The sequence below is a fragment of the Rhodococcus ruber genome (genome assembly GCF_016804345.1).
Taxonomy (GTDB): domain Bacteria; phylum Actinomycetota; class Actinomycetes; order Mycobacteriales; family Mycobacteriaceae; genus Rhodococcus; species Rhodococcus ruber.
The window spans coordinates 125,425-150,232 of the sequence record NZ_CP044211.1; the positions used below are offsets into that span (position 1 = coordinate 125,425).

Sequence of the window (24,808 nt, forward strand, 5' to 3'; positions counted from 1 at the left end):
CTACCCGAGACCCGAGGAGACCGACCGTGCAGCGTACGGTGTTCGACGAAGACCACGAAGCGTTCCGCAAGACCGTCCGCGACTTCATCGCGAAGGAAGTCGCACCCGTCCATCACGAGTGGGAAGCCGACGGTCATCCCCCGCGTGACTTCTACCGTCGTCTCGGCGAACTCGGTATCCTCGGTATCCAGGCACCCGAGGAGTACGGCGGCGGTGGCGAGTCGTCGATCAAGTTCAACGCGGTCGTCGCCGAGGAGGTCGCGGCGGCCGGCGCGTCGTTCGGCTCCTACTCCGTGCACACGAATCTGATCCTGCCGTACCTGATGGAGTACGGCACGGACGAGCAGAAGCAGCGCTGGCTGCCCGGATTCTGTTCCGGCGATCTGATGTTCGCGATCGCCATGACCGAACCCGGCACGGGATCGGACCTCGCGAACATCTCGACGACGGCGAAGCTGTCCGAGGACGGCAGCCACTACATCGTCAACGGCGCGAAGACGTTCATCACCGGCGGTGTGCTCGCCGACCGCATCCTCACGGTGTGCCGCACGGCCCCGTTCGACCCGGAGAATCGGCGGGCCGGGCTGTCGATCCTCGTCGTCGACACCACCACCGAGGGGTTCGCCGTCGGCCGCAAGATCGAGAAGATCGGCCTCAAGACCTCCGACACCGCGGAACTGTCGTTCACCGACGTCCGGGTGCCGGTGCAGGATCTGCTCGGTGAGGAGGGCAAGGGCTTTTCCTACCTGACGCACAACCTCGCGCAGGAACGTCTGACGATCGCATTCGGCGCATCCGCCACCGCGGCCGCCGCCCTGCAGCACGCACTCGCATACACCAAGGACCGCAAGGTGTTCGGCAAGCCAGTCGCCGCGTTCCAGAACACCAAGTTCGTGCTCGCCGAATGCTCCACCGAGTTGCAGGCCGTGCAGTTGATGGTCGACAACGCCCTCGAGCTGCACGACCGCGGAGAGCTCACCGTGCCGGATGCGGCACGTGCCAAACTGTTCAGCACCGAAGCCGCGGGCCGCATCATCGACAAGTGCCTGCAGCTGCACGGCGGATACGGCTACGTCCTCGAATACCCGATCGCGCGGCTCTACGCGGACACCCGCGTCAGCCGCATCTACGGCGGCACCAGCGAGGTCATGAAGACGATCATCGCCAAGGACCTCGGTCTCTGACCCCACGCACACAGGATCCGTGCGGTGAACCGGAATCCGCCCACGTCACGGCGTGGGCGGATTTCGATGTTCCGAGCGAATTCAACTGTGCGGCGCAGCTACTCGATGGTCGCGGCGGCCGGGACCCGACCCAGTACGGCCCTGGCCGCCGTGATCAGTTGCTCGAGCCAGACGTCCGTGCCGACCGCTCGGCGCAACGGCTCGTTCGGCAACTCGATGCTCACCGGCAGCCCCGCCGGGAGGGCGGACCAGATCGCCGGCAGGTCGATGCCGCCCGACCCAGGCACCAGGCGTTCCTCGCGGGCGTGCCGGATCAGCTCCGCGTGGTCACGCGGGGCGGGAACCGAGCCGTCGCACATCTGGGCATAGTGCAGCCACTCGCGCGGAATCGCGGCCAGGTCCTCGGGCGACGTGGCCGAACGCGCGACGTGCAGCGCGTCGACGAGGACGCTGCGGGCCGGGCCGTCGGCCTGCCCGACGATCTCCACCGCGGTCTTCGCGTCGGGAACCGCGGTCCACGGCATGAATTCGAGGCTTGCGACGATGCCGTAGGAGGCGCACAGTTCCGCCAGCCGCGCGTACGAGTCGGTGAGACGGCTACGGTCGCGGTCGTCGCCGCCGACGAGCACCGCCTTCGCCCCGAGCCGGGCCCCGGCCTCGAGCAGCGGCACGTACGCCGTCGCGTCGAAATCCGGTCCGATTCGGATGATCTCGAGATCGAACACCTCGACCGGAGAATCGTTCAGCCGCCGGACGAGTGCGGACAGCGCGGCGTCGTCCTCGTGCAGTGGATAGGCGGTGGTGCCGGGCGCTGCGGGCAGCAGACGCAGTCCGATCGTGTCGAAGCCGTGCCGCTCGGCGAGGTCGACGTGCTGCAGCGGCGGTGTGTCGAGGACGGTGAGGGCGGCGAGGCCGAGTGGGGTGCTCATCGGGTGGCTCCTGTGGTCGAGGCGAGTCGGCGTCCGGTCAGGTACCCGAAGGTCATTGCCGGGCCCAGGTTGATTCCGCCGGAGGGATAGTGGCCGCCCATCACGCTGGACTGGTCGACACCGACCGCGAACAGCCCGTCGATCGGCCGGTCGTCGCCGTTCAGCACCCGCGACGACGAGTCGGTGACCAGGCCGGCGAACGTGCCGAAACTGCCCGGGACGACCTTGACGGCGTAGAAGGGACCGCGTTCGAGCGGGGCGAGGGACGGGTTCGGCCAGGGGTTGTCCGCGTCGCCGGACTTGACGTTGAACGGTGTGGTGCCACGGCCGAATTCGGGATCCTCCCCGACTCGGGCGCTCTCGTTGAACGCGGTGACGGTCTTCTCGAGCCCGTCCGGGTCGACGCCGATCTTCTCCGCGAGGTCGCGGATCGTGCGCCCCTTCGAGAGGTATCCGGATCGCAGGTAGGGCCAGGTGGGGATCGGGAAGGGCTTGGCCATGCCGAGCGGGAAGTACCGCAGGTACTGCTGGTCGGCGATCAGCCAGGAGCACACCTCCTCGCCGTCCGGCACCTGTTCGATCATGGCCAGGGTGTAGTCGTGGTAGCCGAGCGCCTCGTTGACGAAGCGGCGCCCGTCGGCGAGCACCCCGATGACGCCGGGCTTTCCGCGGTCCAGGATGTGCGGGAACACCCCCTGCCTGCCGTTGCGGTAGCGGACCAGGGAGACGGGACAGTACGCCACCGGTGACGCGAGGGAGCGGTCGAGGCGGCCGCCGACGGATTCGCCCAGTGAGATGCCGTCGCCGGTCGTCGTCGGCGGGGTGAGCGTCCAGTGTTCGCGTCCGCTCGGAGTCCGCGGGAACAGCTCTCGTCGCCGGTCGATGTCGTGGGTGAACCCGCCGGTGGCGAGGACGACACCGCGGCGGGCGGACACGGTACGCGCACCGCCGGGGCCGTCGATCCGGACTCCGGTGACGCGCCCGGACGGGTCGGTGACGAGTGCGGTGGCGGCGGTGGCGACCCGGATGTCGACGCCGGCGTCGAGGGCGGAGCGCAGCAGCCGGCCCACGAGTGCGGTGCCGTTGACCAGTTGCTGGCCGCGGCGCTCGGTGGCGAGGTCGAGCATGTGGGTCGAGACCCGTCGTGCACAGTGCACGAACGCGCGGCCGGAGCGCGTCGAGTGCAGGAAGGCCTGCAGGTCCGGGCCGGCCATGATGCCCATGCCGAGGAACGAGGTCTCGTACAGCTGCCGTCGCAGCAGCGCAGCGACGTCGGATCCGAGGCGGCGCAGGCTCACCGGCTTCGGCGCGACGGATCGGTGTCCCGTGCCCGCGCCGGGCGTGTCACCGTGGATGTCGGCGATGGCGGCACCGGGGACGAACTGCAGCGCCGTGTGACGTTCGAAGAATTCGACCATCTCGGGGGCGCCGTCGAGGAAGGCATCCACCTTGGCGGCATCGAACTCGTCCCCGAGCCGGTGTTCGAGGTAGCGGCGCGGCTGCGCGCGGTCCTCGTGCACACCGTCGGCGTGGGCGAACAGGTTCCGCGGTGTCCACATCCATCCACCCGACCAGGCGGTGGCGCCGCCGCACACGTCCGCCTTCTCGACGACGAGCACGGAGGCGCCCCCGTGGGCGGCAGCCACGGCCGCGGACAGCCCGCCGGCACCGGACCCGACGACGACGACGTCGTAGGTGAGGGATTCGGACACTGTGGCGGGGTTCATCGGGGCTCCTTGCCGGACGGGACGGGGGTGGGTGCGGGCGAGAGTTCGACGACTCTGCCGGTGCGGGAGGATTCGTAGATCGCGGCGACGACGGCCAGTGAGGCGCGGGCGTCGCGGCCGGTCACCGCGGGCCGGCGACCGGTCAGCACCGCCTCGGCGAAGTCCTGGACCTGCAGGGTGTGGAAGTCGGTGAGCCCGGCGTTGATGTCGCGGACGTCGAGGTTGGCGTCGACAGCCGGCGAATACGGAGACCGCAGCTCCACCTCGCCCGGCACGGTCCACAGCTCGTTGACGCCCTCCCGTCCCTCGGGGAACTCGAGGACGCTCGCGAGCGCCCCGGTTGCGCCGATCACCGTGACGCGGTTGCCGAGGTTGTGGCCGGCGCCGGTGGTGGCGGTGATCGTCGCGGTGCCGCCGGAGGCGAACGAGACGACGGCCGAGGCCGTGTCCTCGGTTTCGATGTGCTCGCCGTGGAAGCGGGTGCCGACGAACCCGCCGACGCGGACGGGCTCGCCCATGAACCACTGCAGCATGTCGATCTGATGGACGGCCTGCGTCATCAGGACGCCGCCGCCGTCGGTGTCCCACCGCCCGCGCCACGCGTCGGCCGAGTAGTAGCGGGACGGGCGGTGCAGGAGCACCGACACCTCCCCGAGAACGGGCACGCCGAGACGGCCGTCCTCGATCGCCGCCTTGATGCGGCGGGCCGCGGGCCAGAATCGACGCTGGAACAACACCCCGAAGGTGATGCCCGCGCGGTCGGCGGCCGCGATCATCCGGTCGGCCGCGGCCACGTCCACCGCGATCGGCTTCTCGCACAGCACGTGGATCCCGGCCTCGGCCGCGGCGACGACGATCTGTTCGTGCACGGGGTGCGGGGTGCACACGGTGCAGGCGTCGAGGCCGAGCCCGAACAGCTCGTCCACCGATCCGACGGCGTGAGCGATACCGTGCCGGGCGGCGAAGGCGCGGGCGCGCTCCAGGTCGGGATCGCAGCACGCGACGACCTCGACGCCGGGCACCTGCTGCAGCGCGTGCGCGTGGTTGCCCGCGATCTTTCCGCATCCGACGATGCCTGCGCGGAGGGCCATCAGAAGTGCTCCTCTCGTTCGACGTCCCGGGCTGCGGCTTCGCCGCGGTCCAGCCGGTTCAGCGCGGCGACGTCCGCTGCCGTGAGTGCCACGTCGACGGCGGCCAGATTCTCGGCCTGGCGCGCCGGATTCGCCGACCGCGCGACCGGCACGACGCCCTGCGCGAGGTGCCAGGCAAGCACGACCTGCGCACGGGTGCAGCCGATGCGGTCCGCGATCGAGGCGACGGCGGGGGCCGCGAGCACCTCGCCGCGGCCGAGCGGGCTCCACGACTGCGTGAACACGCCGAGTTCGTCGTTCGCGCGGCGGACGGGCAGCCGGGCCAGCGACGGGTCCATCTGGATCTGGTTGACGGCGGGCGCCTCCCCGGTCTCGGCCACCACCCTGCGCAGGTGGTGACCGAGGAAGTTGGACACCCCCACGTAGCGCACGAGCCCGGCGTCGCGGCACTCGAGCATGGCCTCGAACGCCGCGGCATACCGGTCGAACCGCGGCAGCGGCCAGTGGATCAGGAACAGGTCGAGCCGCTCGAGGCCCAGGCGCTCGAGGCTGCGCTCCACGGCGCCGCGGACGTCCCCGGACACATGGTCGCTGCCGCGGAGTTTCGTGGTGACGAACAGGTCCTCGCGGGGCACGCCGCAGGTGGCGAGGGCGGCACCGACGGCGTCCTCGTTCCCGTAGATCGCGGCCGTGTCGATCAGCCGGTAGCCGGCCTCGATGCCGGTGAGCACGGCGCGGGTGGCGTCGGGCCCGACGAGCGGCCAGGTGCCCAGGCCCAGGCGCGGCAGTGCGGTGCGGACGGAATCGGGCGCGGGTGCGGTGGTCTCCGCGCTCATGCGCCGGCTCCCACGCGCGAATCGGCGGCCTCGGTGATCCGGACGGCGACGTCGGCGGCGGTGACGAGCGCGGCCTGGATCGATCCGCCGTCGCCGCTCGCGTCGCCGACGCAGTGCACGCCGAGGCGGGGCTCGAGCCGGCGCAGATCGGCCAGCAGGTCGGTGCGCGGCTCGATGCCGTGCGAGACGAGCAGCTCACCGGGTGCGGCGACGGTGCGTTCGCGCCCGTTCGTCGAGACGACCACGTGCTCGGGTTCGATCCGGGTGACGATCGACGACAGGTGTGTGGTGAGGCGTTCGCTCGCCGCGAGCCGGGGCAACAGGACGATCTTCGCCCGGCGGCCGACGTCGTGCGCGATCGTCTCCTGGGGGCCGATCAGCACGACCGTCGTCCCGCGCCGGAGCAGATCGTCGGCCACGGCCGCGGCCTCCCGGTCGGCACCGAAGATCGTGATCGCCTCGGGCGCAGGGTCTCCGGAGGCGAGAAACTCCCGCACGTCGCGGATCGACCGGGTGTGGGCACCGGGGATGTCGATCGCGGGCCCGCGTCCGCCGGTGGCGAGCACCACCGCGTCGAAGCCGAGCGGCGCCAGGGTCGCGGCGTCGACCCGAGTGCCGGTGTGGCAGGTGACGTCGAGGTCGGCCAGTTCGTCGCGGTACCAGTCGACGATCCGGTGGTACTCCGGGTACTCGTGCAGCCGGGAGGCCAGCGCGAAGTCGCCGCCCAGGGTGTCGCGCTCGTCGTAGAGGTCGACGCTGTGGCCCGCCAGGGCGAGCTCGCGCGCTGCCGCCGTACCGGCCGGGCCGCCGCCCACGACGGCGACCCGCACCGGGGTCCCGGCCGGTTTCGTCGGCTGCTCGAGCTCGCGGCCGACCCAGGGGTTGACCGAACACGGAATCGGCCCTGCGGCAAGGTTGTCGATGCAGAAGTTGCAGGCGATGCAGGGCCGGTAGCGGCCTCCGTCCAGCGCCCGGTTCGGGAAGTCCGGGTCGGCGTGCAGCGTCCGGGCCAGGCTCACGAAATCGGCGCGGCCGGAGGCGATGATGTGTTCCGCCGTCTCGGGAGTGTTGATCCGGCCGGCGACGCCCACCGGGATGGCGAAGTCGCGGGCATACGGTTCGGCGTAGGGGGCGAGCAGACCGCGCTGCCATTCCCCCGGCTGGATGATCCACTGCCCCGACTCGTAGTTGCCCGCCGAGACGTCGAGGAAGTCCAGCCGGTGCGTGTCGACCGCGTCGATACGCTCGCGGGTCGTCTGCGCATCGAGCCCGCCGTCGACCGCCTCGAACGCCGAGAAGCGCAGTCCCAGAGCGATACCCGGTGCCATGGTGCGGACCGCATCGATGACCCGGTTGAGGAACAGTGCCGGGTCGGCCCACTCGTCGTCGCGGTGGTTGTATGCGGGCGAGAGGAATTGGTGGATGAGATAGCCGTGGCCGCCGTGCAGGGAGATCACGTCGACGCCCGCCTCCGCGCAGCGCGCGGCGGCCTCACCGAAACACTCGACGATGTGCTCGATGTCGTCGCCGTCGAGTTGCTCGGGCATCTCGCCGCCGACCACTGCGCACGGAATCGGGGTGGGGGCCACCGGGACGAACCCGCTGACCGCTCCCTGCGCGGTGCGGCCACCGTGGTTGAGTTCGACCCCGAGCAGCGCGCCGTGCGCGTGCACCGCCTCGGCGAGCCGGGCGATGCCGGGGATGCGGTCGTCGACGTCGACCCCCATCTGCCGGATGCGGCCCTTGCCGTCGGCCCGCACATAGCTCGCCTCGGTGAAGACGAGCGCGGCACCGCCGGCGGCACGTCGTTCGAGATAGGCGATGTAGGCGTCGGTCATCGAGCCGTCGGGTTCGCAGTAGTTGCGTTCCATCGGCGCCGACACGAAGCGGTTGCGCAACCGGACGGGACCCATGTCCAGGGGCCGCGCGAACGCGGGGGTGGTGGTCATCGTGCCTCCTGGTGCGTGGCGAGGACCTGGTTCGACAGCAGCTCGTCGAGGTGACGTCGCATGCGGTCCGCGTCGGGGTCGATGCCGGTGAGCAACGCGAACGTGTCGGCGGCCTGGGCGACGAGCATCTGTCCGCCGTCGAGCACGTCACAGCCGAGAACCGCGGCGGCGGAGATCAGTTCGGTTCGGATCGGCCGGTAGACGATGTCCGCGACCCACAGCCGGGGGTGCAGGGCAGCGACGTCGAACGGCGTTCCCGAGTGGCCGACCATGCCGATCGGCGAGGCGTTGACCACCCCGGTGCACGTACGCAGGGCGGCCGGGATCGCCTCCACCGGCAGAGCCGTGGCCCGTGTCGAGGGGAAGACGGCCGACAGTCGTGCGCAGACGTCCGCGGCGCGAACGGTGTCGACGTCGGCGATCCGCAGGTCCGCGACACCCGCGGCGGCGAGCGCGTACGCCACGGCCGAGCCGGCGCCGCCCGCACCGACCAGCACGACCGCATCCAGCGCGGCGGCCGGCAACCCGCGCCGCAACGCCGTGAGGAATCCACTGTGGTCCGTGTTGTGGCCGATCAGGCGCCCGTTCCGGACGACGACGGTGTTGACCGCGCCGAGCAGACGGGCGTTGTCGGACAGATCGTCGAGGACCGGCAGGACGACCTGCTTGCACGGGTGGGTGATGTTCAGCCCGGTGCAGCCGTCGGCGACGGCGGAGCGCACCAGGCCCCCGGTGCGTTCGACGGGTACGTTCTCCGCTTCGAGGTCGAGCAGTTCGTAGCGGTAGTCGGTCAGGCCGAGTGCGGCGGCCTCGCGCGCGTGGAGGGCCGGCGACAGGGACGAGGCGATGCCTGCCCCCACGAGCCGGATGCGGTGGCGGGCGGTGGACGGGGTCACGGTTACTCCTACGGGATGGGACGGGCCGTGGCCCCGGCGCCTCGGGCGCCGGGGCTCGGTGGCCGGTCAGACGTCGCTGCGGACGAGTTCCTGCGCCGGTCGCGCCACTGACGCCGGGCGAGGCTCGCCCAGGTCCTCGGTGCGGGTGCGGTAGGTCTCCGGCCCGGTGAGGGCGGCGATCGACGACAGCACCGCGAAGCCCAGGCACATCCAGGCGACCGGGGTCCAGTTGCTGGTGTCGCCCGCCGAGAGCAGCTGCGCGACGGCGGGGGTGAATCCGGCGACGAGCAGACCCAGCATGAGACTCACGGCCATGCCGGTGTAGCGCACCCGCGCCGGGAACTGCTCCGGGAAGTAGGCCGGGTAGACACCGTTCGGCATGGCGTAGAAGAAACCGATCAGGACGATTCCCGAGGCGAACACCAATGGCGCGCTTCCGGTTCCGATGGCGTGGAAGAAGACGAACACCATCGCGCCGGAGCCGAGGGCACCGAACACGAACACCGGCTTGCGGCCGATCCGGTCGGCGAGCAGCCCGGCGACGGGCTGGCTGAGCACCGCCACGAAGTTGGCGGTGGCGATCGCCCACAGCATCGTGGAGCGCTCGAAGCCTTCGACCTGCACGGCGTAGGCGAGCGCGAAGACGTTGACGATCGTGTTGATCATGGCGAACGTGGCGCTGAGGCTGATCCGCACGACGGTGCGCCAGTGCGACCGGAACATCTCGACGACGGGGAGGGCGGCGGTGTCGCCGTTCTCCTGGAGTTCCTCGAACACCTCGGGTTCGTCGAGCTTGCGGCGCAGCCACACCGCGACCACCGTGACGACGATGCTGAGCCAGAACGGCACCCGCCAGCCCCACGAGTAGAGCGCCTCGTCGGGAAGCGACGCCACCGGGATGAACACGAGGCTCGAGATGACGATGCCGAACATGATGCCGCTCATGGTGAACGACGTGAAGAACGAGCGCCGGTTCGCCGGGGCGTGCTCGAGTGTCAGGGACGACGAGCCCGGGGATTCACCGCCGGCCGACAGGCCCTGCAGCAGGCGCAGCAGCACCAGGATCACCGGTGCGGCGATGCCGATCTGTTCGTAGGTGGGCAGGCAGCCGATCACGAACGTGGCGATGCCCATCAGCAGCAGGCAGGCCAGCAGGGCGTTGCGCCGGCCGAACTTGTCGCCCCAGTGCCCCCACAGCACCGCGCCGAGCGGGCGGGCGATGTAGGCGACGCCGAGGGTGCCGATCGACAGCAGCGTCGACGTCGCTCCGTCGCCGGGGAAGAAGATCTTCCCGAAGACGAGCGCTGCGGCGGAGCCGTAGATGAAGAAGTCGTAGTACTCCAGGGTGCTGCCCAGGAAACCGGAGATGGCCGCCCGGCGGGCGTTCTCGTTCGGTCGTCCGTCGGGGCCGGCAGCGTGTGTGTTCGCCATGGCGTTCCTTTCGTCCCAGGATCCGACGGACGCCGAGTCGGCCTTCGGTGATGGCCCTCACAGTCGCCGGAACGGAACGAGCCTGACACGCCGCACTATGCAGCGTCCAACACTGAAAAAGTCTCAGATAAAGACGATTGTCGTCTCAATCCGGAGTGGGAAGGATCTCCTCGGCGACCCGCAAGGCGACTTCGAGCGCCGGGGACACGCGGCGCGGTGACCAGCCGATCCCGTGGTGCATGTAGACGGATTCGTCGGCGAGAGGGACGAAGACCGTGCCCGGCGGCGTGATCGTCGCGATGCTCGACGTCATCAGCGCCACTCCCACGCCGGCCGAGACGAGCACCAGGATCATGTACGGGTCGGTGATCTCCTGGACCACGCGCGGGCGGAATCCGGCGTCGAGGCAGGCCCGCATGGCGCTCTCCTGCAGGGCCGACCCCGCCGACAGCGGCGTGGTGATGAAGCCGTCGTCCGCGAGGTCGTGCAGGTCGATCTCCGCCTCCCCGGCGAGCGGGTGGTCGGAGGGCAGCACGGCGCCGAACGACTCGCGGCGGATCAGCCGGGTAGCCACCGCCGTGGACTGGACCGGCAGCCCGACGAACGCGAGATCCAATGCGCCGCTTTCCAGTTGGGTGACGGCCTCACGGGTCATGATGCGGCCGACGAGATCGAGTTCGATGTCCGGGTACCGCTGCCGCAGCGCCCGCGTCAACGGGGGGAGCGAAATATGGTTCAGCACACCGGTGAACCCGATCTTGATGCGGCCGTACACACCGCCGGCGGACGCGCGCGTGGCCTGTCGTGCCGTCTCGACGCTTTCGAGAATGTGGTAGGCGTGGGGCAGGAAGGCATGCCCCCCGGCCGCGAGAGCGACGCTGCGCGTATTGCGTTCGAACAACGGCACACCGAGGTCCTTCTCGAGCTTGCGCACCGTCTGACTCAGCGGCGACTGCGCCATCTGCAAGCGGGCGGCCGCCCGCCCGAAGTGCAGTTCCTCAGCGACGGCGACGAAGGCCTGAAGCCAGCGGATCTCCATCTCGATCCCTCCGGGGACTTGACGGCTGCGCCTACAGCCGTATATCCAGATCCATACATGGTGCGTCGTCGATTGTTTCGATTTCGCACATGGATTCAGACTACTACCGGCACACCCGCGAGGAGCGAGCGCATGGTGACCTATCCCTCGGGCGCGACCGCGCTCGTCACCGGCGGGGCGAGCGGAATCGGTGCGGCCTGCGCGAGGCGGCTGTCCGCCGAAGGCATCCGGGTCGTCACCGCCGACGTCGCGGACGGTGCCGACGAGCACGTCGACGTCACCGATCCCCAGGCCGTCGACCGGCTGCGCGCACGCCTGGGGCGGGTCGACATCCTCGTCAACAGCGCCGGGGTGGTGGGTCCGTCGGCCCCGCTCGTCGACACCGCCCTGACGGACTGGCAGCGGACGTTCCGCATCAACGTCGACGGCACGTTCCTCATGTGCCGCGCCTTCGTGCCCGCCATGATCGACGCCGGCTGGGGCCGGGTGGTGAACCTGGCGAGCATCGCCGCCAAGGACGGCAACCCGAACCAGAGCGCCTACTCCGCGTCCAAGGCCGCGGTGATCGCGCTGACGAAGTCGCTCGGCAAGGAGATCGCGACCACCGGGGTGCTCGCCAACGTGGTTGCGCCCGCGGCGGTGGAGAGCCCGATGAACGCCGGAACGGATCCGGCGATCCTGGCCCGGTCGCAGAGCCTGACGCCGATGGCCCGGATGGGCCGGCCCGACGAGATCGCCGAACTCGTCGCCTGGCTGTCCTCGGACGCGCTGAGCTTCTCGACCGGCGCCGTGTACGACGCGAGTGGCGGCCGCGCGTCGTACTGACGGCCCGTGAGCGGGAGGATGTCGCGTCCAGCGGGAGCTTGTCGTCGGAGCTACTCGGCCGATGCCGCAGTCACGGCCCGCTCGGCGCGACCGGTCGGCCGACGCCGAGCGGACCGCGCAGCGAACTCCCGCGTCTCAGACCAGCGGCCAGCCGGTGTACTGCTCGGCGATCAGGGTGCGTCCCGCGACGGAGCGGGTGACCGCGTCGAGCTCGGCGTCCTGCCGCTTGTTGTCGAACGGGCTGTTGCCCGGGTGGGTGTGCAGCATCGACGACATCCACCACGAGAAGTGCTGGGCCCGCCACACGCGCGGCAGGACCTCTTCGGTGTAGCCGTCGAGCCGGGCGCGGTCGCCGCGGGCGAGGTACTCGTCCATCGACCGGGCGAGCACGAAGACGTCGGCGACTGCGAGGTTGAGGCCCTTGGCGCCGGTGGGCGGGACGGTGTGCGCGGCGTCGCCGGCGAGGAACAGGTTGCCGTGCTGCATGGGTTCGCACACGAAGCTGCGGAACTGCAGGATCGACTTCTCGAAGATCCGGCCGTCCTTGATCTCGGCACCCTCCCCGTCGACCCGGGCGTGCAGTTCGCTCCAGATGCGGTCGTCGGACCAGTTCGCGATGTCGTCGTCCGGATCGACCTGCAGGTAGTGCCGCTGCACGTCGGCGGTCCGGGTCGAGACGAGCGCGAAGCCACGCTCGTGCCGCGCGTAGATCAGCTCCTCGGACGAGCGCGGCGCCTCGGCGAGGATGCCGAGCCACGCGAACGGGTACTGACGGAAGTGGTCGGTGCGGATCTGCGGCTCGGGGATGAGACCGCGGGTGCTGGTGCGCGAGCCGTCGCATCCGGCGACGAGCCGGGCATCGAGACGCTGCGGGTTGCCCTGCGGGTCGGTGTAGGTGAGATAGGGCCGATCGGTGAGGTGATCGTGGACCTGCACGTCGGAGACCCCGAAGCGGATGTCGCCACCGTCGGCGAGGCGGCGCGCGATGAGGTCCTTGTTGACCTCGTGCTGCGGGTAGACGGTGACCGCACGGCCGACGAGTTCGTCGAACGCGATGCGGTGTCCTCGGCCGCCGAAACGGAACTCCACGCCGTGGTGCTCGTACCCCTCGGCCTTCAGCCGGTCGCCGACCCCGGTTTCGACCATCAGGTCGACGGTGTTCTGCTCGAGCACGCCCGCACGGATGGTGGCCTCGATGTCCTCCCGGGAGCGCGCCTCGAGCACGACGGACTCGATGCCGCGCAGATGCAGCAGGTGCGACAGCATCAGGCCGGCAGGGCCGGCGCCGACGATCGCGACCTGGGGGCGGGACTCGCTCATGGGAAGACTCCTCGGAAACGGGGACGATCGGTGATGCCCCTCACTGTCCGGGAGGAAGGACCACGTCGTCACCCCCCGCTTTCACTCACCGAAAGACGGCTTTCAGGTCAGCCTGCGGGAGATGCCGCTGGCGGCGGCCCGCATCGCCGGGATCAGCGGCGCGGCATCCGCCTCGACCGACACCACCACCGACACCGCGGCGACGACCCGGCCCGAGCGCTCCCGGATGGGCGCCGCCATCGCCATCGTGCCGACGTTGAGGTACTCACGGGCGATCACGACACCGGTCCGCCGGATGTCGTCGAGCACCCGCCGCAGCCGGGACTCGTCGACGATCGTGGCGGGGGTGAACCGTTCGAGTCCGGCATCGAGCACCTCCTGCAGCAGCTCCGGCCCGCCGTGGGCGAGCAGCACCAACCCACCGCTCGACGCGTGCAGGGGCAGCCGGCCACCGGCCCGGCCGACGACGGGCACGGCACCGCGCGCCGAAAGCCGCTCCACGTACAGGGCCTCGAGTCCCTCGCGGACGACGAGTTGCACGTTCTCCCGCGTCGCGTCGAACAGGTCCTCGAGATAGGGCATCGCCACCTGGCGCAGACCGTGAGCCCGCGGCGCGAGGGCACCGAGTTCCCACACCCGCACCCCGATCTGGTAGCTGCCGTCCGCCCGGCGCTCGAGAGCTCCGGCGTCGACGAGCTGACCGCACAACCGGAACACCGTCGGCAGGGGCAGTCCGGTCCGGCGGCTCAGTTCCGACTGGGTCAGGCGCGGCCGTTCGGCGGTGAACGCGCCCAGCACTGCGAAGGCACGGCCGAGCAGGGACCGGTCGGGAGCATCGGGCACGCATACATTGTGGAGTGTCCGCGCCACCGGGCGTCGAGCCGGAAGGGCGAACCGGCGGCCGAGCGTCTATCGTCTTGCCGCATGCGACTGGTCGAGAAATCGAAACGGGTCATAGAGGCGCACCTGAACAACACCAGTGTCCGGGCACTGTCGGGGTCGATGGTGGCGTACGAGGGCCAGGTGCAGTTCAAGTCGGCCGGGTTCGGCGGGGGCGAGGGCGTGCTGGCCGGACTGCGCCAGCGGGCCACCGGGGAGGGCCTGTCGCTGATGGAGTGCAGCGGCAACGGCGTGGTCTATCTCGCCCACCAGGGTCAGGACGTCACGGTGCTCGAGTTGAACAACGAGACGCTGCAGGTCGAATCGGAGCAGCTGCTCGCCCTGAACGGCAACCTCGGCACGAACGTCACGTTCGCCGGGGTGCGCGGCAACATGAGCGGCCAGGGCCTGTTCACCACGACGGTCACCGGGAGCGGGCAGGTCGCGCTGCTCTCGGCCGGCGGTCCGCTGATCCACCTCGAGGTATCCCCGCAGTATCCGCTCGTCGTCGACCCGGACGCGTTCGTGTGCGCGAAGGGACAGCTGAGCCAGTCGTTCGTCACCGACGTCTCGTGGCGCACGTTCGTCGGGCAGGGCAGCGGCGAGGCGTTCTCGCTGCGGTGGGACGGCATGGGCGTCGTGTCCATCCAGCCGGCGGAGCGGTGAGGGAGAGCATGTTCTCGAAGATCAACGGCAAGGTCGTCAAGGTCGATCTGAACCAGTCCGGTCCGGTCGTCGCCCGCCGCGGGGCGATGCTGTTCTATACGGGCATGGTGCAGTTCGCTCCGCACCAGGTGCCCGGCGCCGGCGGGATGCCGGGCATGGGCGGGATCGCCGGAATGGCGGGACGGATGATGCAGGGCGAGCACGAACGCACGATGCTCGCGCAGGGCAACGGCGTCGTCCACTACGGCTTCCGCGGCCTCGAGGTGCACGTGGTGGACCTGTCCGCCGGCGGTGACCTGCGGGTGGAGGCGTCGCGGCTGCTCGGCTACACCGCGAGCCTGCAGAGTTCGGTGGTGTCGATGTCGGCGCCGCCGGCGGGCGGTGGCGGCGGGGGCGGCGGTTTCCTCGGCGCGCTGCGCAACGCCGCGACGGGCATGGTGACCGGCAGCGGCATGTTCACCACCCAGCTGTCGGGGCGCGGCACCGCGGTGCTGCTCGGGCACGGCGGCTTCCTCGAACTGCAGGTGGGCGGTCCGGCCCCGGTCGTCGTCGACCCGCAGTCGTTCATCGCCGCGTCCGGACCGGTGCGGACGGAACTGAAGTCCGCCATGAGCTGGCGCAACGCCGGCCGCAGCGGCGGCGAGGGTCTTCAGCTCGAATGCACCGGTCAGGGCATCGTCTACGTGCAAGCGTCCGAGGAGAAACTGTGAGCGTCGTCCTCAATCCCTCTCATCTCGTCGGCAGCGACAACCTGCCCGGCAATCACTACGCCTTCTGCATCGACCTGCAGAGCCCGTGGTTCCTGTCCAAGGGCGCGATGATCGCCTACTACGGGCAGGTGCAGTTCACCTCGCTCACGCACGGACTGCAGGGGCAGCTGCTGCAGATGGTCGCGCATCAGTTCTCGGCGCCGCTGTACATGGGTGACTACGTCGTCGCCGAGGGGTACGGGAAGCTGATCCTCGGCGACCGGGGCTACGACATCAACTCCTACGACCTCGACGACGGGAATCTGACCATCCGGGCCGCGAACCTGCTCGCGTTCGAGCCGGGATTGTCGCTGAACCAGTCGATCGTGCCGGGCTTTCTCACCCTGATCGGGACGGGCAAGTTCCTCGCCTCGTCGAACGGGCCGGTGATGTTCGCCGAGCCGCCCCTGCGGGTCGACCCCGAGGCGCTCGTCGGCTGGGCCGACTGCCCGTCACCGAGCCATCACTACGACGAGGCCTGGGTCAACGGCTTCGTGGCCGCCGGGGCGCGCATGTTCGGCGTGCAGTCCGGGGAGGAACGGCAGTTCGACTTCACGGGCGCCGGGACCGTGCTCATCCAGTCCAGCGAGAAGGTGATCGACGACAGCGCGGTCGTCCGGACGATCGAAGGGCAGCTGCCCGGTCTGACCCCCGGTGGTCTGCAGCGGATCAACCAGGTGGTGGCGTCGCAGCTGCAGTCCCAGCAGCACTGAGCCCGGGCGCCCTGGGTCGGGACTGGGCACTTGCCCGGGGCGCCCACCGCCGGACTGTGACTACCATCACAGGTAAGCCACACCTCAGTGAGGTAAGGTTTGGTGAACCTAAGTAGTACGTCCAGGAGGGCCTCGATGATCGTCTGCAGCTGCCACGCTCTCTCGCACCGGCACATCGAGGCCCACATCGCTGCCGGCGCGCGCTGCACACGCGAGATCGGGGCGGCCTGCCGCGCGGGCACCGACTGCGGACGCTGCGTCCGGAATATCTCGGCGATCGTTCGCGCATCCCGCGACCGGGATGAGAGGATCGAACTCGAGACCGCCGTCTAGACCCGATACCCGGCGGTCGATCCGCGTTCGGTCCCCGGGAGGCGCCATGAAGGGCGACAAGAAGGTCATCGAGTACCTCAACGAGCAGCTCACCGCCGAGCTCACGGCGATCAACCAGTACTTCCTGCACTCGAAGATGCAGGACAACAACGGTTGGACGAAGCTCGCCGCGCACACCCGCGCCGAATCCTTCGAGGAGATGCGGCACGCCGAAACCCTCACCGACCGGATCCTGTTCCTCGAGGGCCTGCCCAACTACCAGCGCCTCGGCACGCTGCGGCTCGGCGAGACGGTCAAGGAGATGTTCGAGGCCGACCTGCAGGTCGAGATCGAGGCCCGCGACCGGCTCCGCAAGGGCGCCGAGTACATGCGTTCGGTCCACGACATCACCTCGGCCCGCATCTTCGAGGAGATCCTCGCGAACGAGGAAGAGCACATCGACTACCTGGAAACCCAGCTGGGCCTGCTCGAGCAGCTCGGCGAACCCCTCTACATCTCTGTGCACGTCTCACCGCCGGAGTGAGCGACAAGCGCGTCGCGATCGACAAGCAGACCCGCCCGGTGTACCGGGCGCAGATCGCGGTCGCCCAAGCGATACGCCAGGCCACGGCCGACGCCGGACTCGGGCGTCGGCTCGTGGAGCTGGTGAACATCCGCGTCTCCCAGATCAACGGCTGCGCCTACTGCCTGGACGTGCACGTCCGGGACGCCCTGCGCGAGGGCGAGACCACTCAGCGGCTGGCGGTGTTGCGGGCCTGGCGGGACACCGACCTGTTCACCGAGCAGGAGCAGGCCGCCCTCACCCTCGCCGAATCGATCACCGAGCTGCCCGACAGTCGTACCCAGGACCGGGACTACGCCTTCGCCCGCGCCCGCCTCACCGAGGACCAGCTCTCCGCGATCGCGTGGGTGGCCGTGGCGATGAACACGTTCAACCGGGTCTCCATCGTCAGCCGGCACCCGGTCCGTCCCCCGCAGGAGTGACGCCGAACTGATTTCCTGAGCAACCATCCGGTTATCCTCGACTGATGACGAAGACCCGGTGGCTCAGCGACGACGAGCAGCGCACCTGGCGCGCCTACCTCGACAGCACCCGTCTGCTGATGAATGCCCTGGACCGGCAGCTCACCCGGGACTCCGGCATGTCCCTCACCGACTACGAACTGCTGGTCGCGCTTTCGGAGGCCCCCGGCCGGCGGCTGCGCATGCGCGCGCTCGCCGACGCCGTCGTGACGACCCGCAGCGGCGTCACCCGCGCGATCAGCCGCCTCGTCGACGCCGGCTGGGTCCGGCGCGTCGAATGCGACGAGGACAAGCGCGGCACGCTGGCCGAACTCACCGACGCCGGCGCCACGAAGCTGGCCCAGGCCAGTCCCGGGCACGTCGAGGCCGTACGCTCCTACGTGTTCGACCTGCTCGGCCCCCAGGACGTGACCCGCTTCGGGGACACGTACACCGCGATGCGCACGCACCTGCTCGAGAACACCTGAACAGCCGGAGGAATGCCATGAGCGACCCGTCCGTCGTCGCCGTCCACAATCCGCAGCGCCAGCGTTACGAACTGCGCGACGGCGACACCGTCGTCGGCTACACCCAGTACCACCCCGACGGCGACGTCCAGCTCGTGTTCGACCACACCGAGGTCGACAACGCCTACTCGGGCCGGGGCCTGTCGAGCACGCTGGTGCGGTTCGCGCTCGACGACGTCCGCGCCCGCGGAAAGCGCGTCGTGGCGATCTGCCCGTTCGTCGACGGCTTCATCGACAAGCATCCCGAATACAAGGATCTCGCCGACTGAGACCCGCCGCCGGGCACCACCGCATGCCGCCCCCACCGGACGTCACCGCCGTCGCCGCCACCCTGCGACGGGCGGGGTGCGTGTTCGCGGAGGACGAGGCGCGGCTGCTGATCGACGCCGCCCGGACGCCCGGCGACCTCGCCGACTCGGTGCGCCGGCGCGCCGCCGGCGAACCGCTCGAGCACGTTCTCGGCTGGACCGAGTTCCGCGGCCTGCGCATCCACGTGACCCCCGGGGTCTTCGTCCCCCGCCGGCGCAGCGAGTTCCTCGTCGAGTGCGCCGTCGCGCTTGCCGCGCCGGGCGTCGTCGTCGACCTGTGCTGCGGATCCGGGGCGCTCGGTGCCGCGGTGGCGGCGGCCGTCGCCGACGTGGAACTGCATGCGACGGACCTCGATCCGGCGGCGGTGGAGTGCGCGGGCCGCAACCTCGCCGCGTTCGGCGGCCACGTGTACGAGGGCGACCTCTACGACCCGCTGCCCGCGGGACTGCGCGGGCGCGTCCACCTCCTGCTCGCCAACGTGCCGTACGTCCCGACCGCGGACCTGGCGCTCCTGCCGGCCGACGCCCGGGAGCACGAAGCCCGCATCGCCCTCGACGGCGGCACCGACGGCCTCGACGTGCTGCGCCGGGTGGCAGCGGCGGCCGGACGATGGCTCGCGCCGGGCGGACATCTGCTGGTCGAGTCGAGCACGCAGCAGGCCGACGGGATCGCCGCGTGCTTCGACCGGAACGGGCTGACCCCGCAGGTGGCACACAGCGACGACGACTTCGCGACCGTCGTCGTCGGCACCGCGCCGCGCTGAGCGCGGTTCAGCCGGCGCGCAGCGCGGTTCAGCCGGCGCGCACAGCGCGGTGCCGGCGCACGGCGTCGCGGTTCGCGCACCGCGGCGAACAGTACCGCTGCCGCCCGTTACGGGAGGTGTCCGCGTAGACGTCGTCGCACTCGTCGAGGGCGCAGCGGCCGAGTCGGTGCATGCCCCGGCCCACCAGGTGCAGGGCCGTACCGACAGAGATCAGCGCCTCGAGCACCCCGGCGAGCGAATACTGATCGTCCCGGTAGTGCAGGTGCCAGCCGTCCCCCGCGTGATTCGTCATCCGCGGATACGCCGAAGCGGCGGCCAGCATCTCGTTGACGAGCGCGGCACGCTCGGCGTCACCGGTCGCGTCGACGATCCCGCACCAGCGTTCGAGCATCGCCTCGACGTCGCGCAGGTCGCCGGCGCCGACGGGAAAGTCGATCACCAGGCCCGCCTCGAGGCAGCGGCACACCAGCGCGTCGACTGTCGCGGGTGGGTCGTTCACCAGCTCCGCGGCGAGTCGCACGGCATACTCGCCGTAAGGGTTGAGATGCACAATGTCATTACACCACGCTGGTGGCATGCCGACATCCCACAGCCACCACTGGACCGAGGTCTCCCGCCACCCGACGAGCGAAGGCGTGGTGCGGTATCAGCGCTGCGCATGCGGCCGCTGGCGCCTGGTCTCGACACCCCTCCTCCCCGATCCGATCGGCGTGTCGGCGACGGTCCCGGTGACCCGCCGAGCGTGAAACCCGACGCCTCGCGGAGGACAATCGCCTCCATGACCGAGCGCAAGCGGCCGGACATCACCTTCGAGTCGTGGATCGAACGCCAGATCCGCGTCGCGCAGGAGCGGGGCGACTTCGACAACCTGCGTGGCGCGGGCAAGCCGATTCCGCATCGCAGCGACGACGAGCTGTGGTGGGTCAAGGACTACCTGCGCCGGGAAGGGCTCTCGACCGAGGCCCTGCTGCCGCCCCCGCTGCAGCTGCGCAAGGAGGTCGAGCGGTTGCGCGACACCGTGCGCGACGTGCCCTCCGAGCCGGCGGTGCGGCAGATCGTCCGGGAGCTGAACCGGCGAATCGTGGACTGCCTGCGCGCACCGAGCGGTCCCCTGGTTCCCATCCACCGGGTCGACCCGGAGGAGGTGGTCCGGCAGTGGGCCACAGATCGGGCGGAGCTGCGGTCGCAACGGGCCGAGCGGGCTGCGGCGGCGGCCGCAGCGCTGCGTGAGTACACCGCCGAGCCGCCGCGTCGACGCTGGTGGCACCGCGTCGTCAGGTTCCGGCCCGCCGGAACCTGACGACGCGCGGGACGGCCTTCGTCGGTGCCGCACGGCCGCGCACTTCGCAGCCGTACGCGACAGCGGTCGTCGGTGCGTTCGTCGATTCGTGTCGCGGGTACGAGTCCCGATCCCGGCACGTTGCCAGCAGACTGCCAGGAACGTCCCAAGATCCCTCGAGAGTCACCGGCTGTACTGGTCTCGTTCGCATCGCGTTCACCGCAGCGCAGTTCTTCGACGAGAGGCCGGGTTCCATGGGAATGTTCGACCGATTCCGCACGTCCACCCCGCAGGACATGCCCCCGACTGACGCCGTTCCCACCGCACCGACGGGCTACCGGCAGACCGCCGGTAGCCTGCATGCCTTCAACCGCTACGAGATCAAGTACTTCGTCGACGAACTGAAGGTTCCCGACCTGCGCCGGGAACTCACGGCACGGATGGACACCGATCCGTATTCTCCACACGGCGGGTACCCGGTCACCTCGCTCTACTACGACACGCCGGACCTGCGGTTCTACTGGGAGAAGATCGAAGGCCTGAGATTCCGGCGAAAACTGCGGATGCGTCTGTACGGCAACCCTTCCGAATGCACCCACGACACGCCGGTGCACATCGAGATCAAGCAGCGCGTCAACCGGGTCACCCAGAAGCGGCGCATCGCGATGCCGTACGGGACGGCGCAGCGCTGGCTCGACGGACGGCAGGAGGTCGGCTGTGATCCCCCGCAGCGTCCGTTCGTCCACGAGGTGACGACGTTGATCGGCAATCTCGACCTGCGACCGATCGTGACCACGGGATATCTGCGGGAGGCGTTCGTCGGCCGCGAGGCCGACCTCGGTCTCCGAGTGACGATCGACCACAAGGTGCACGGCCGCGACCGCGATTTCGGCTTCGCGTCGGGAGCGCAGAACCGGTTCGTCGTGCCGCCGAAACTCGCGATCGTCGAACTCAAGGCCAACGAACGCGTTCCGTACTGGGCGACCGATCTCACTGCCCGCATGGACATGTCGGTCGTCCGCGTCTCGAAGTACTGCCAGTCCGTCGAGGCGTTCGGTCTCGCGCCCCGCTCCCGGTTCGGCGCTCCCGAACTCGTTCTGCCGCAAGGCTTCGACGGCCGTGCGCCGACCGGCCTCCTCGAAACCACGACGACGGTGCCCTGACCTGCCGCCCTGTTCCCGTCCCTACACCGAACCAGGACTCTCATGAATTTCGACCTGCAAGACCTCAGCGGGACGTTCACCACGTTCGACATCATCGTGTCGCTGTCACTGTCGTTCGTCCTCGCCTCGATCATCGGCTGGGTCTACCGGCACACCCACAAGAACGTCTCCTACAGCCAGTCCTACGTGCAGACCCTGGTACTGGTCGGCATGGTGATCGCGCTGATCATGCTGGTCGTCGGCTCCAACATCGCCCGCGCGTTCGCACTCGTCGGCGCCCTGTCGGTGGTTCGGTTCCGCAACGCCATCAAGGAAACTCGCGATGTGGGCTTCATCTTCCTGGTGATGGCCGTCGGCATGACCACCGGCACCCGCTTCTACCTGCTGGCGATCGCCGCGACGATCGCGATCTGCCTGGTGCTGCTGATCATGAGCAAGTTCAACTGGTTCGAGCTCGACGTCCGGCGCCAGGTCGTCAAGGTGCAGGTACCGCCGGAGCAGCAGTACAGCGCGATGGTCGAAGACGAGCTCGTCCGGTACTGCACCGAGTTCGAGCTGGTCTCCACCGAATCCGTCCGCTCCGGGGCGCTGACCGAGTTGTACTACACCGCGCAGCTGAAGAAGGACGCGAAGCCGAACGAGCTGATCTCGGCCCTGAGCGCGGTCAACACCGGTCAGCGGGTGACGGTCCTGACCGGCTACGACCAGACGGACATCTGATGGGCGGGACGCCGACCGGCGGACAGCCGCCACCGCGACGACGGCTCCGGCACCGGATCCCGGTGTCGTTACGACAGCACTGGAAACTTCTGGCGGTGTTCGTCGCGTTCGTGACGATCCTGGCGACCGTGTTCGGGGCGACCCGCATCCGGCCGTACCTCACCGGCGACCCGACGATCATCGCCTCGGAGATCACCGACAACATCACCGGCACGGTGGACCTGTTCGACGCCTCTGTCCCGCACGAACTCTCGGTCGAGATCACCGACGCGGAGTACGACGAGATGATCACCGCCTTCCAGAGCACCGGCGAGAAGAAGTGGGTCACCGCCGACGTCACCCTCGACGGCACGCTGATCACCGACGTCTCGGTGCGATTGAAGGGCAACTCCACCCTGATGGGATTGCGCGGCACCGGTACTCGCGTCGGCGGTCAGGGCGTCGCACCACCGGCGGGGCTGGAGCTGCCCGAAGGATTCGAGCCGCCGGCCACGGGCGGCATGTCGCAGGCGACCGCGGACGATCCGACGTCGCTGCCGCTGCTCGTCAGCTTCGACGAGAACGCCGACGGCCGCGCCTACCAGGGCATGACCGAGATCTCGGTGCGCCCCGGTTCGCCCGTGCTCAACGAGGCGATGGCCTTGTCGCTGACCGCGGAGACCGAGCAGCCGACACAGCGTTACGCGTACACGGTCTATTCGGTCAACGGCAGCGCCACAACCACGCGCCTGCTGCTCGAACATCCCGACGACACCTATGCGAACTCCCTGTTCGACTCCGAAGGCTATCTGTACAAGGCGGATGCGTCGTCGCGGTTCGAGTATGTCGGCGACGACCAGTCGGACTACGCCGACCAGTTCGAGCAGATCAACGCGGTCGGGACGGGGAACCTGCAGCCGATCGTCCGCTTCCTGGAATGGCTGGATTCGGCGGGCGACGAGGAGTTCGACGCACACCTGTCGGAGTGGGTGGACGTGGACTCGTTCGCGCGGTACGTCGCCACACAGAATCTGCTCGTCAACGGCGACGACATGAGCGGGCCGGGCCAGAACTACTACCTCTGGTACGACCTCGGGACGGGCAGGCTCTCCGTCGTGTCGTGGGACCTGAACCTGGCCATGCAAGGTGACGCCACGACCGGCCCGCACGACACCGTCTCGATGGACCCCGGAGCGAGGGGCGGCGCCGGGCAGGACGGCCGCGGTACCCCACCCGCCGGCGTCGGCGCGGTGGCTCAGCCGCGCGCGATGCCCTCGGACGCAGCCGCGCCCCCGGGAGATGGCCGGATGCAGTCCGGCAATGCGCTGAAGACACGGTTTCTCGGATCCGATGCCTTCACCGGCGTCTACGAGGACGCCTACCGGGAACTGTACGACCAGATGTACGGCAGCGGACGCGCCCTCGAGATGCTCGACACCCTCGTCGCGACCGTTCCGGTGAGCGACGGGCTCCCGGCCGATTCGCTCCGATCGAGTGCGGACTCGATGCGGTCCTGGATCGAGCAGCGCACCGCTGCGCTCGCGGAGCTGCGTGACAGTTGAGCTGCGTGAGTGGGGACCGGCCGAGGCGTGAGAGGCGGGCCGCGCGGTGCGGCCCGGTTTCACAGCCCGACCTCGGAAGGTCTCAGCGGCGGCCCAGTCCGTGCCGGCATTCTGGAGACGGCAGAATCGATCGCGAACCTGTTCGCGGGGAAAGGAATCGTCATAACCGCTTCAGCTCCGACGGTCTCCCGCCTGGCACATCCGTCCGGGCGCGACACCGGTGCCGTCTTCCTGATAGTCGGTGGCATTCCCGGAGCGGGTAAGAGCACCCTGCTTCGCCGGATCGAGCACGATATCCCGGGTCTGACCGTTCTCGATCCGGAACGCCGTGCCGAAGGCCTCGCCGCCGCGCTTCCGCCGGACCTGCCGTATCGCCGGTATCGGCCACTCGTCCATCTCATGCACACCCTCGACGTGGTGCGCACTCTCCTGGCCGGACCGCACCGGAGCGAAGGGCCTGTGGCCGTTCACGACACCGCCACACGCAGCCGCCGACGCGACTGGACGGCTCGCCTGGCGCGGCGGCGAGGCTGGACGCCGGTGCTCGTCTTCCTCGACGTACCCCGCGATGTCGCGCAAGCCGGGCAGCACGCTCGCGGGCGCGTTGTGAACGAGTCGTCGTTCGCGCGGCACTGGCATCGATGGACCGTTCTGCGATCGCACCTCACCGACGAGGACGACACCACGGCCGGGAGCCCGTGGGACCAGGTCGTCGTCACCACCCGCGACAATGCGAAGAGCCGAGTGTTCGACGTGCTGACACAGGACGGAACGGACCCCTGCGCGCTCGGCGGCGGATCTCCGGTACCGCAGTGACATCGACACCCCGGTGACCGGTGTCTCCGACGCCTGCCGGGTTCGCCGCAGACGCAGTTCCCAGCAGATCCACGACGCACTCCCATGGACGCCGGGCGAACGTCCGGTTGTGTGGGTGCGT

Annotated in this window: 28 protein-coding genes; 17 read left to right on the forward strand and 11 right to left on the reverse strand. The window is 69.7% G+C overall.

The window, feature by feature from the left end:
• Positions 1–26: 26 nt before the first annotated feature.
• Positions 27–1,184, forward strand: a complete 1,158-nt coding sequence (locus F1734_RS00615) for an acyl-CoA dehydrogenase family protein (protein WP_048771354.1) — start codon at positions 27–29, stop codon at positions 1,182–1,184.
• 98 nt (positions 1,185–1,282) lie between these two features.
• Here the strand turns inward: F1734_RS00615 and F1734_RS00620 are convergent, their stop codons facing one another.
• The 8 genes from F1734_RS00620 to F1734_RS00655 all read right to left on the reverse strand — a co-directional run bounded on the left by F1734_RS00620 (position 1,283) and on the right by F1734_RS00655 (position 11,082).
• Positions 1,283–2,113, reverse strand: coding sequence for a sugar phosphate isomerase/epimerase family protein (locus F1734_RS00620; RefSeq protein WP_010594119.1), 831 nt, complete (start codon positions 2,111–2,113; stop codon positions 1,283–1,285).
• Positions 2,110–3,840 (reverse strand): FAD-dependent oxidoreductase, encoded by a 1,731-nt coding sequence (locus F1734_RS00625; RefSeq protein WP_017680123.1) that lies wholly within the window; start codon positions 3,838–3,840, stop codon positions 2,110–2,112. The genes F1734_RS00620 and F1734_RS00625 overlap by 4 nt, the downstream gene beginning before the upstream one ends.
• Entirely contained in the window at positions 3,837–4,931 is a 1,095-nt protein-coding gene (locus tag F1734_RS00630) for a Gfo/Idh/MocA family protein (protein ID WP_010594121.1), read from the reverse strand. Before F1734_RS00630 ends, F1734_RS00625 begins: the two co-directional genes overlap by 4 nt.
• The gene (locus F1734_RS00635; protein WP_010594122.1) at positions 4,931–5,767 is read right to left on the reverse strand and encodes an aldo/keto reductase; all 837 of its coding nucleotides are present in this window, start codon (positions 5,765–5,767) and stop codon (positions 4,931–4,933) included. Before F1734_RS00635 ends, F1734_RS00630 begins: the two co-directional genes overlap by 1 nt.
• Positions 5,764–7,716, reverse strand: a complete 1,953-nt coding sequence (locus tag F1734_RS00640) for an oxidoreductase (RefSeq protein ID WP_017680124.1) — start codon at positions 7,714–7,716, stop codon at positions 5,764–5,766. Before F1734_RS00640 ends, F1734_RS00635 begins: the two co-directional genes overlap by 4 nt.
• Positions 7,713–8,612 carry a shikimate dehydrogenase gene (locus F1734_RS00645; protein WP_203011229.1) on the reverse strand — a complete coding sequence of 300 codons (900 nt, stop codon included), beginning with the start codon at positions 8,610–8,612 and terminating at the stop codon, positions 7,713–7,715. Before F1734_RS00645 ends, F1734_RS00640 begins: the two co-directional genes overlap by 4 nt.
• Before the next feature lie 66 nt (positions 8,613–8,678).
• Positions 8,679–10,043, reverse strand: coding sequence for an MFS transporter (locus F1734_RS00650; RefSeq protein WP_040269953.1), 1,365 nt, complete (start codon positions 10,041–10,043; stop codon positions 8,679–8,681).
• Between the two features lie 145 nt (positions 10,044–10,188).
• Entirely contained in the window at positions 10,189–11,082 is an 894-nt protein-coding gene (locus tag F1734_RS00655) for a LysR family transcriptional regulator (RefSeq protein WP_017680127.1), read from the reverse strand.
• A 132-nt stretch (positions 11,083–11,214) separates the two neighbouring features.
• Here F1734_RS00655 and F1734_RS00660 point away from each other — a divergent pair, with 132 nt between their 5' ends.
• Entirely contained in the window at positions 11,215–11,907 is a 693-nt protein-coding gene (locus F1734_RS00660) for an SDR family NAD(P)-dependent oxidoreductase (RefSeq protein ID WP_017680128.1), read from the forward strand.
• A gap of 135 nt (positions 11,908–12,042) precedes the next feature.
• Here F1734_RS00660 and F1734_RS00665 read toward each other — a convergent pair whose 3' ends face one another.
• Positions 12,043–13,227 carry a 4-hydroxybenzoate 3-monooxygenase gene (locus F1734_RS00665; protein ID WP_203011230.1) on the reverse strand — a complete coding sequence of 395 codons (1,185 nt, stop codon included), beginning with the start codon at positions 13,225–13,227 and terminating at the stop codon, positions 12,043–12,045.
• Between the two features lie 102 nt (positions 13,228–13,329).
• The gene (locus tag F1734_RS00670) at positions 13,330–14,070 is read right to left on the reverse strand and encodes an IclR family transcriptional regulator (RefSeq protein ID WP_119700171.1); all 741 of its coding nucleotides are present in this window, start codon (positions 14,068–14,070) and stop codon (positions 13,330–13,332) included.
• Positions 14,071–14,151: 81 nt separating this feature from the next.
• Here F1734_RS00670 and F1734_RS00675 point away from each other — a divergent pair, with 81 nt between their 5' ends.
• From F1734_RS00675 to F1734_RS00715, 9 genes are all read left to right on the forward strand, one after another.
• Complete coding sequence (locus tag F1734_RS00675; protein WP_003938727.1) at positions 14,152–14,772, forward strand: AIM24 family protein; 621 nt, start codon at positions 14,152–14,154, stop codon at positions 14,770–14,772.
• Between the two features lie 8 nt (positions 14,773–14,780).
• Positions 14,781–15,482, forward strand: a complete 702-nt coding sequence (locus F1734_RS00680) for an AIM24 family protein (protein ID WP_203011231.1) — start codon at positions 14,781–14,783, stop codon at positions 15,480–15,482.
• Complete coding sequence (locus F1734_RS00685) at positions 15,431–16,234, forward strand: AIM24 family protein (protein WP_371382668.1); 804 nt, start codon at positions 15,431–15,433, stop codon at positions 16,232–16,234. The genes F1734_RS00680 and F1734_RS00685 overlap by 52 nt, the downstream gene beginning before the upstream one ends.
• A gap of 135 nt (positions 16,235–16,369) precedes the next feature.
• Positions 16,370–16,567 (forward strand): (2Fe-2S)-binding protein, encoded by a 198-nt coding sequence (locus F1734_RS00690; protein WP_003938724.1) that lies wholly within the window; start codon positions 16,370–16,372, stop codon positions 16,565–16,567.
• A 46-nt stretch (positions 16,568–16,613) separates the two neighbouring features.
• On the forward strand, positions 16,614–17,090 hold the full coding sequence (bfr, locus tag F1734_RS00695) for a bacterioferritin (protein WP_003938723.1): 477 nt from the start codon (positions 16,614–16,616) through the stop codon (positions 17,088–17,090).
• Positions 17,087–17,551 carry a carboxymuconolactone decarboxylase family protein gene (locus F1734_RS00700; protein ID WP_203011232.1) on the forward strand — a complete coding sequence of 155 codons (465 nt, stop codon included), beginning with the start codon at positions 17,087–17,089 and terminating at the stop codon, positions 17,549–17,551. The genes bfr and F1734_RS00700 overlap by 4 nt, the downstream gene beginning before the upstream one ends.
• A gap of 44 nt (positions 17,552–17,595) precedes the next feature.
• Complete coding sequence (locus F1734_RS00705) at positions 17,596–18,057, forward strand: MarR family winged helix-turn-helix transcriptional regulator (protein ID WP_054373541.1); 462 nt, start codon at positions 17,596–17,598, stop codon at positions 18,055–18,057.
• A 17-nt stretch (positions 18,058–18,074) separates the two neighbouring features.
• Positions 18,075–18,365, forward strand: coding sequence for a GNAT family N-acetyltransferase (locus F1734_RS00710; protein ID WP_017680134.1), 291 nt, complete (start codon positions 18,075–18,077; stop codon positions 18,363–18,365).
• 23 nt (positions 18,366–18,388) lie between these two features.
• Positions 18,389–19,168 (forward strand): putative protein N(5)-glutamine methyltransferase, encoded by a 780-nt coding sequence (locus F1734_RS00715; protein WP_203011233.1) that lies wholly within the window; start codon positions 18,389–18,391, stop codon positions 19,166–19,168.
• Between the two features lie 28 nt (positions 19,169–19,196).
• Here the strand turns inward: F1734_RS00715 and F1734_RS00720 are convergent, their stop codons facing one another.
• Positions 19,197–19,718: a CGNR zinc finger domain-containing protein gene (locus tag F1734_RS00720; RefSeq protein ID WP_203011234.1), complete on the reverse strand. Its 522-nt coding sequence runs from the start codon at positions 19,716–19,718 to the stop codon at positions 19,197–19,199.
• Between the two features lie 25 nt (positions 19,719–19,743).
• Between F1734_RS00720 and F1734_RS00725 the strand changes: the two genes are divergently transcribed.
• The 6 genes from F1734_RS00725 to F1734_RS00750 all read left to right on the forward strand — a co-directional run bounded on the left by F1734_RS00725 (position 19,744) and on the right by F1734_RS00750 (position 24,687).
• Positions 19,744–19,914, forward strand: a complete 171-nt coding sequence (locus F1734_RS00725) for a hypothetical protein (protein ID WP_203011235.1) — start codon at positions 19,744–19,746, stop codon at positions 19,912–19,914.
• 32 nt (positions 19,915–19,946) lie between these two features.
• Positions 19,947–20,468: a DnaJ family domain-containing protein gene (locus F1734_RS00730; protein ID WP_203011236.1), complete on the forward strand. Its 522-nt coding sequence runs from the start codon at positions 19,947–19,949 to the stop codon at positions 20,466–20,468.
• Between the two features lie 233 nt (positions 20,469–20,701).
• On the forward strand, positions 20,702–21,610 hold the full coding sequence (locus tag F1734_RS00735) for a polyphosphate polymerase domain-containing protein (protein ID WP_082170343.1): 909 nt from the start codon (positions 20,702–20,704) through the stop codon (positions 21,608–21,610).
• Positions 21,611–21,652: 42 nt separating this feature from the next.
• Positions 21,653–22,330 carry a DUF4956 domain-containing protein gene (locus F1734_RS00740; protein WP_048771337.1) on the forward strand — a complete coding sequence of 226 codons (678 nt, stop codon included), beginning with the start codon at positions 21,653–21,655 and terminating at the stop codon, positions 22,328–22,330.
• Positions 22,331–22,425: 95 nt separating this feature from the next.
• Positions 22,426–23,871, forward strand: coding sequence for a CotH kinase family protein (locus F1734_RS00745; protein ID WP_203011237.1), 1,446 nt, complete (start codon positions 22,426–22,428; stop codon positions 23,869–23,871).
• Between the two features lie 27 nt (positions 23,872–23,898).
• Positions 23,899–24,687 (forward strand): P-loop nucleotide/nucleoside kinase family protein, encoded by a 789-nt coding sequence (locus F1734_RS00750; RefSeq protein ID WP_238424074.1) that lies wholly within the window; start codon positions 23,899–23,901, stop codon positions 24,685–24,687.
• Positions 24,688–24,808: the final 121 nt, after the last annotated feature.

Bases quoted from the DNA above. Each gene is read 5' to 3' on its own strand.
- F1734_RS00620 (WP_010594119.1), bottom strand. From the start codon at position 2,113: ATGAGCACCCCACTCGGCCTCGCCGCCCTCACCGTCCTCGACACACCG.
- F1734_RS00625 (WP_017680123.1), bottom strand. From the start codon at position 3,840: ATGAACCCCGCCACAGTGTCCGAATCCCTCACCTACGACGTCGTCGTC.
- F1734_RS00630 (WP_010594121.1), bottom strand. From the start codon at position 4,931: ATGGCCCTCCGCGCAGGCATCGTCGGATGCGGAAAGATCGCGGGCAAC.
- F1734_RS00635 (WP_010594122.1), bottom strand. From the start codon at position 5,767: ATGAGCGCGGAGACCACCGCACCCGCGCCCGATTCCGTCCGCACCGCA.
- F1734_RS00640 (WP_017680124.1), bottom strand. From the start codon at position 7,716: ATGACCACCACCCCCGCGTTCGCGCGGCCCCTGGACATGGGTCCCGTC.
- F1734_RS00650 (WP_040269953.1), bottom strand. From the start codon at position 10,043: ATGGCGAACACACACGCTGCCGGCCCCGACGGACGACCGAACGAGAAC.
- F1734_RS00655 (WP_017680127.1), bottom strand. From the start codon at position 11,082: ATGGAGATCCGCTGGCTTCAGGCCTTCGTCGCCGTCGCTGAGGAACTG.
- F1734_RS00660 (WP_017680128.1), top strand. From the start codon at position 11,215: ATGGTGACCTATCCCTCGGGCGCGACCGCGCTCGTCACCGGCGGGGCG.
- F1734_RS00665 (WP_203011230.1), bottom strand. From the start codon at position 13,227: ATGAGCGAGTCCCGCCCCCAGGTCGCGATCGTCGGCGCCGGCCCTGCC.
- F1734_RS00675 (WP_003938727.1), top strand. From the start codon at position 14,152: ATGCGACTGGTCGAGAAATCGAAACGGGTCATAGAGGCGCACCTGAAC.
- F1734_RS00680 (WP_203011231.1), top strand. From the start codon at position 14,781: ATGTTCTCGAAGATCAACGGCAAGGTCGTCAAGGTCGATCTGAACCAG.
- F1734_RS00685 (WP_371382668.1), top strand. From the start codon at position 15,431: ATGCACCGGTCAGGGCATCGTCTACGTGCAAGCGTCCGAGGAGAAACT.
- F1734_RS00690 (WP_003938724.1), top strand. From the start codon at position 16,370: ATGATCGTCTGCAGCTGCCACGCTCTCTCGCACCGGCACATCGAGGCC.
- bfr (WP_003938723.1), top strand. From the start codon at position 16,614: ATGAAGGGCGACAAGAAGGTCATCGAGTACCTCAACGAGCAGCTCACC.
- F1734_RS00705 (WP_054373541.1), top strand. From the start codon at position 17,596: ATGACGAAGACCCGGTGGCTCAGCGACGACGAGCAGCGCACCTGGCGC.
- F1734_RS00710 (WP_017680134.1), top strand. From the start codon at position 18,075: ATGAGCGACCCGTCCGTCGTCGCCGTCCACAATCCGCAGCGCCAGCGT.
- F1734_RS00715 (WP_203011233.1), top strand. From the start codon at position 18,389: ATGCCGCCCCCACCGGACGTCACCGCCGTCGCCGCCACCCTGCGACGG.
- F1734_RS00725 (WP_203011235.1), top strand. From the start codon at position 19,744: ATGCCGACATCCCACAGCCACCACTGGACCGAGGTCTCCCGCCACCCG.
- F1734_RS00730 (WP_203011236.1), top strand. From the start codon at position 19,947: ATGACCGAGCGCAAGCGGCCGGACATCACCTTCGAGTCGTGGATCGAA.
- F1734_RS00735 (WP_082170343.1), top strand. From the start codon at position 20,702: ATGGGAATGTTCGACCGATTCCGCACGTCCACCCCGCAGGACATGCCC.
- F1734_RS00740 (WP_048771337.1), top strand. From the start codon at position 21,653: ATGAATTTCGACCTGCAAGACCTCAGCGGGACGTTCACCACGTTCGAC.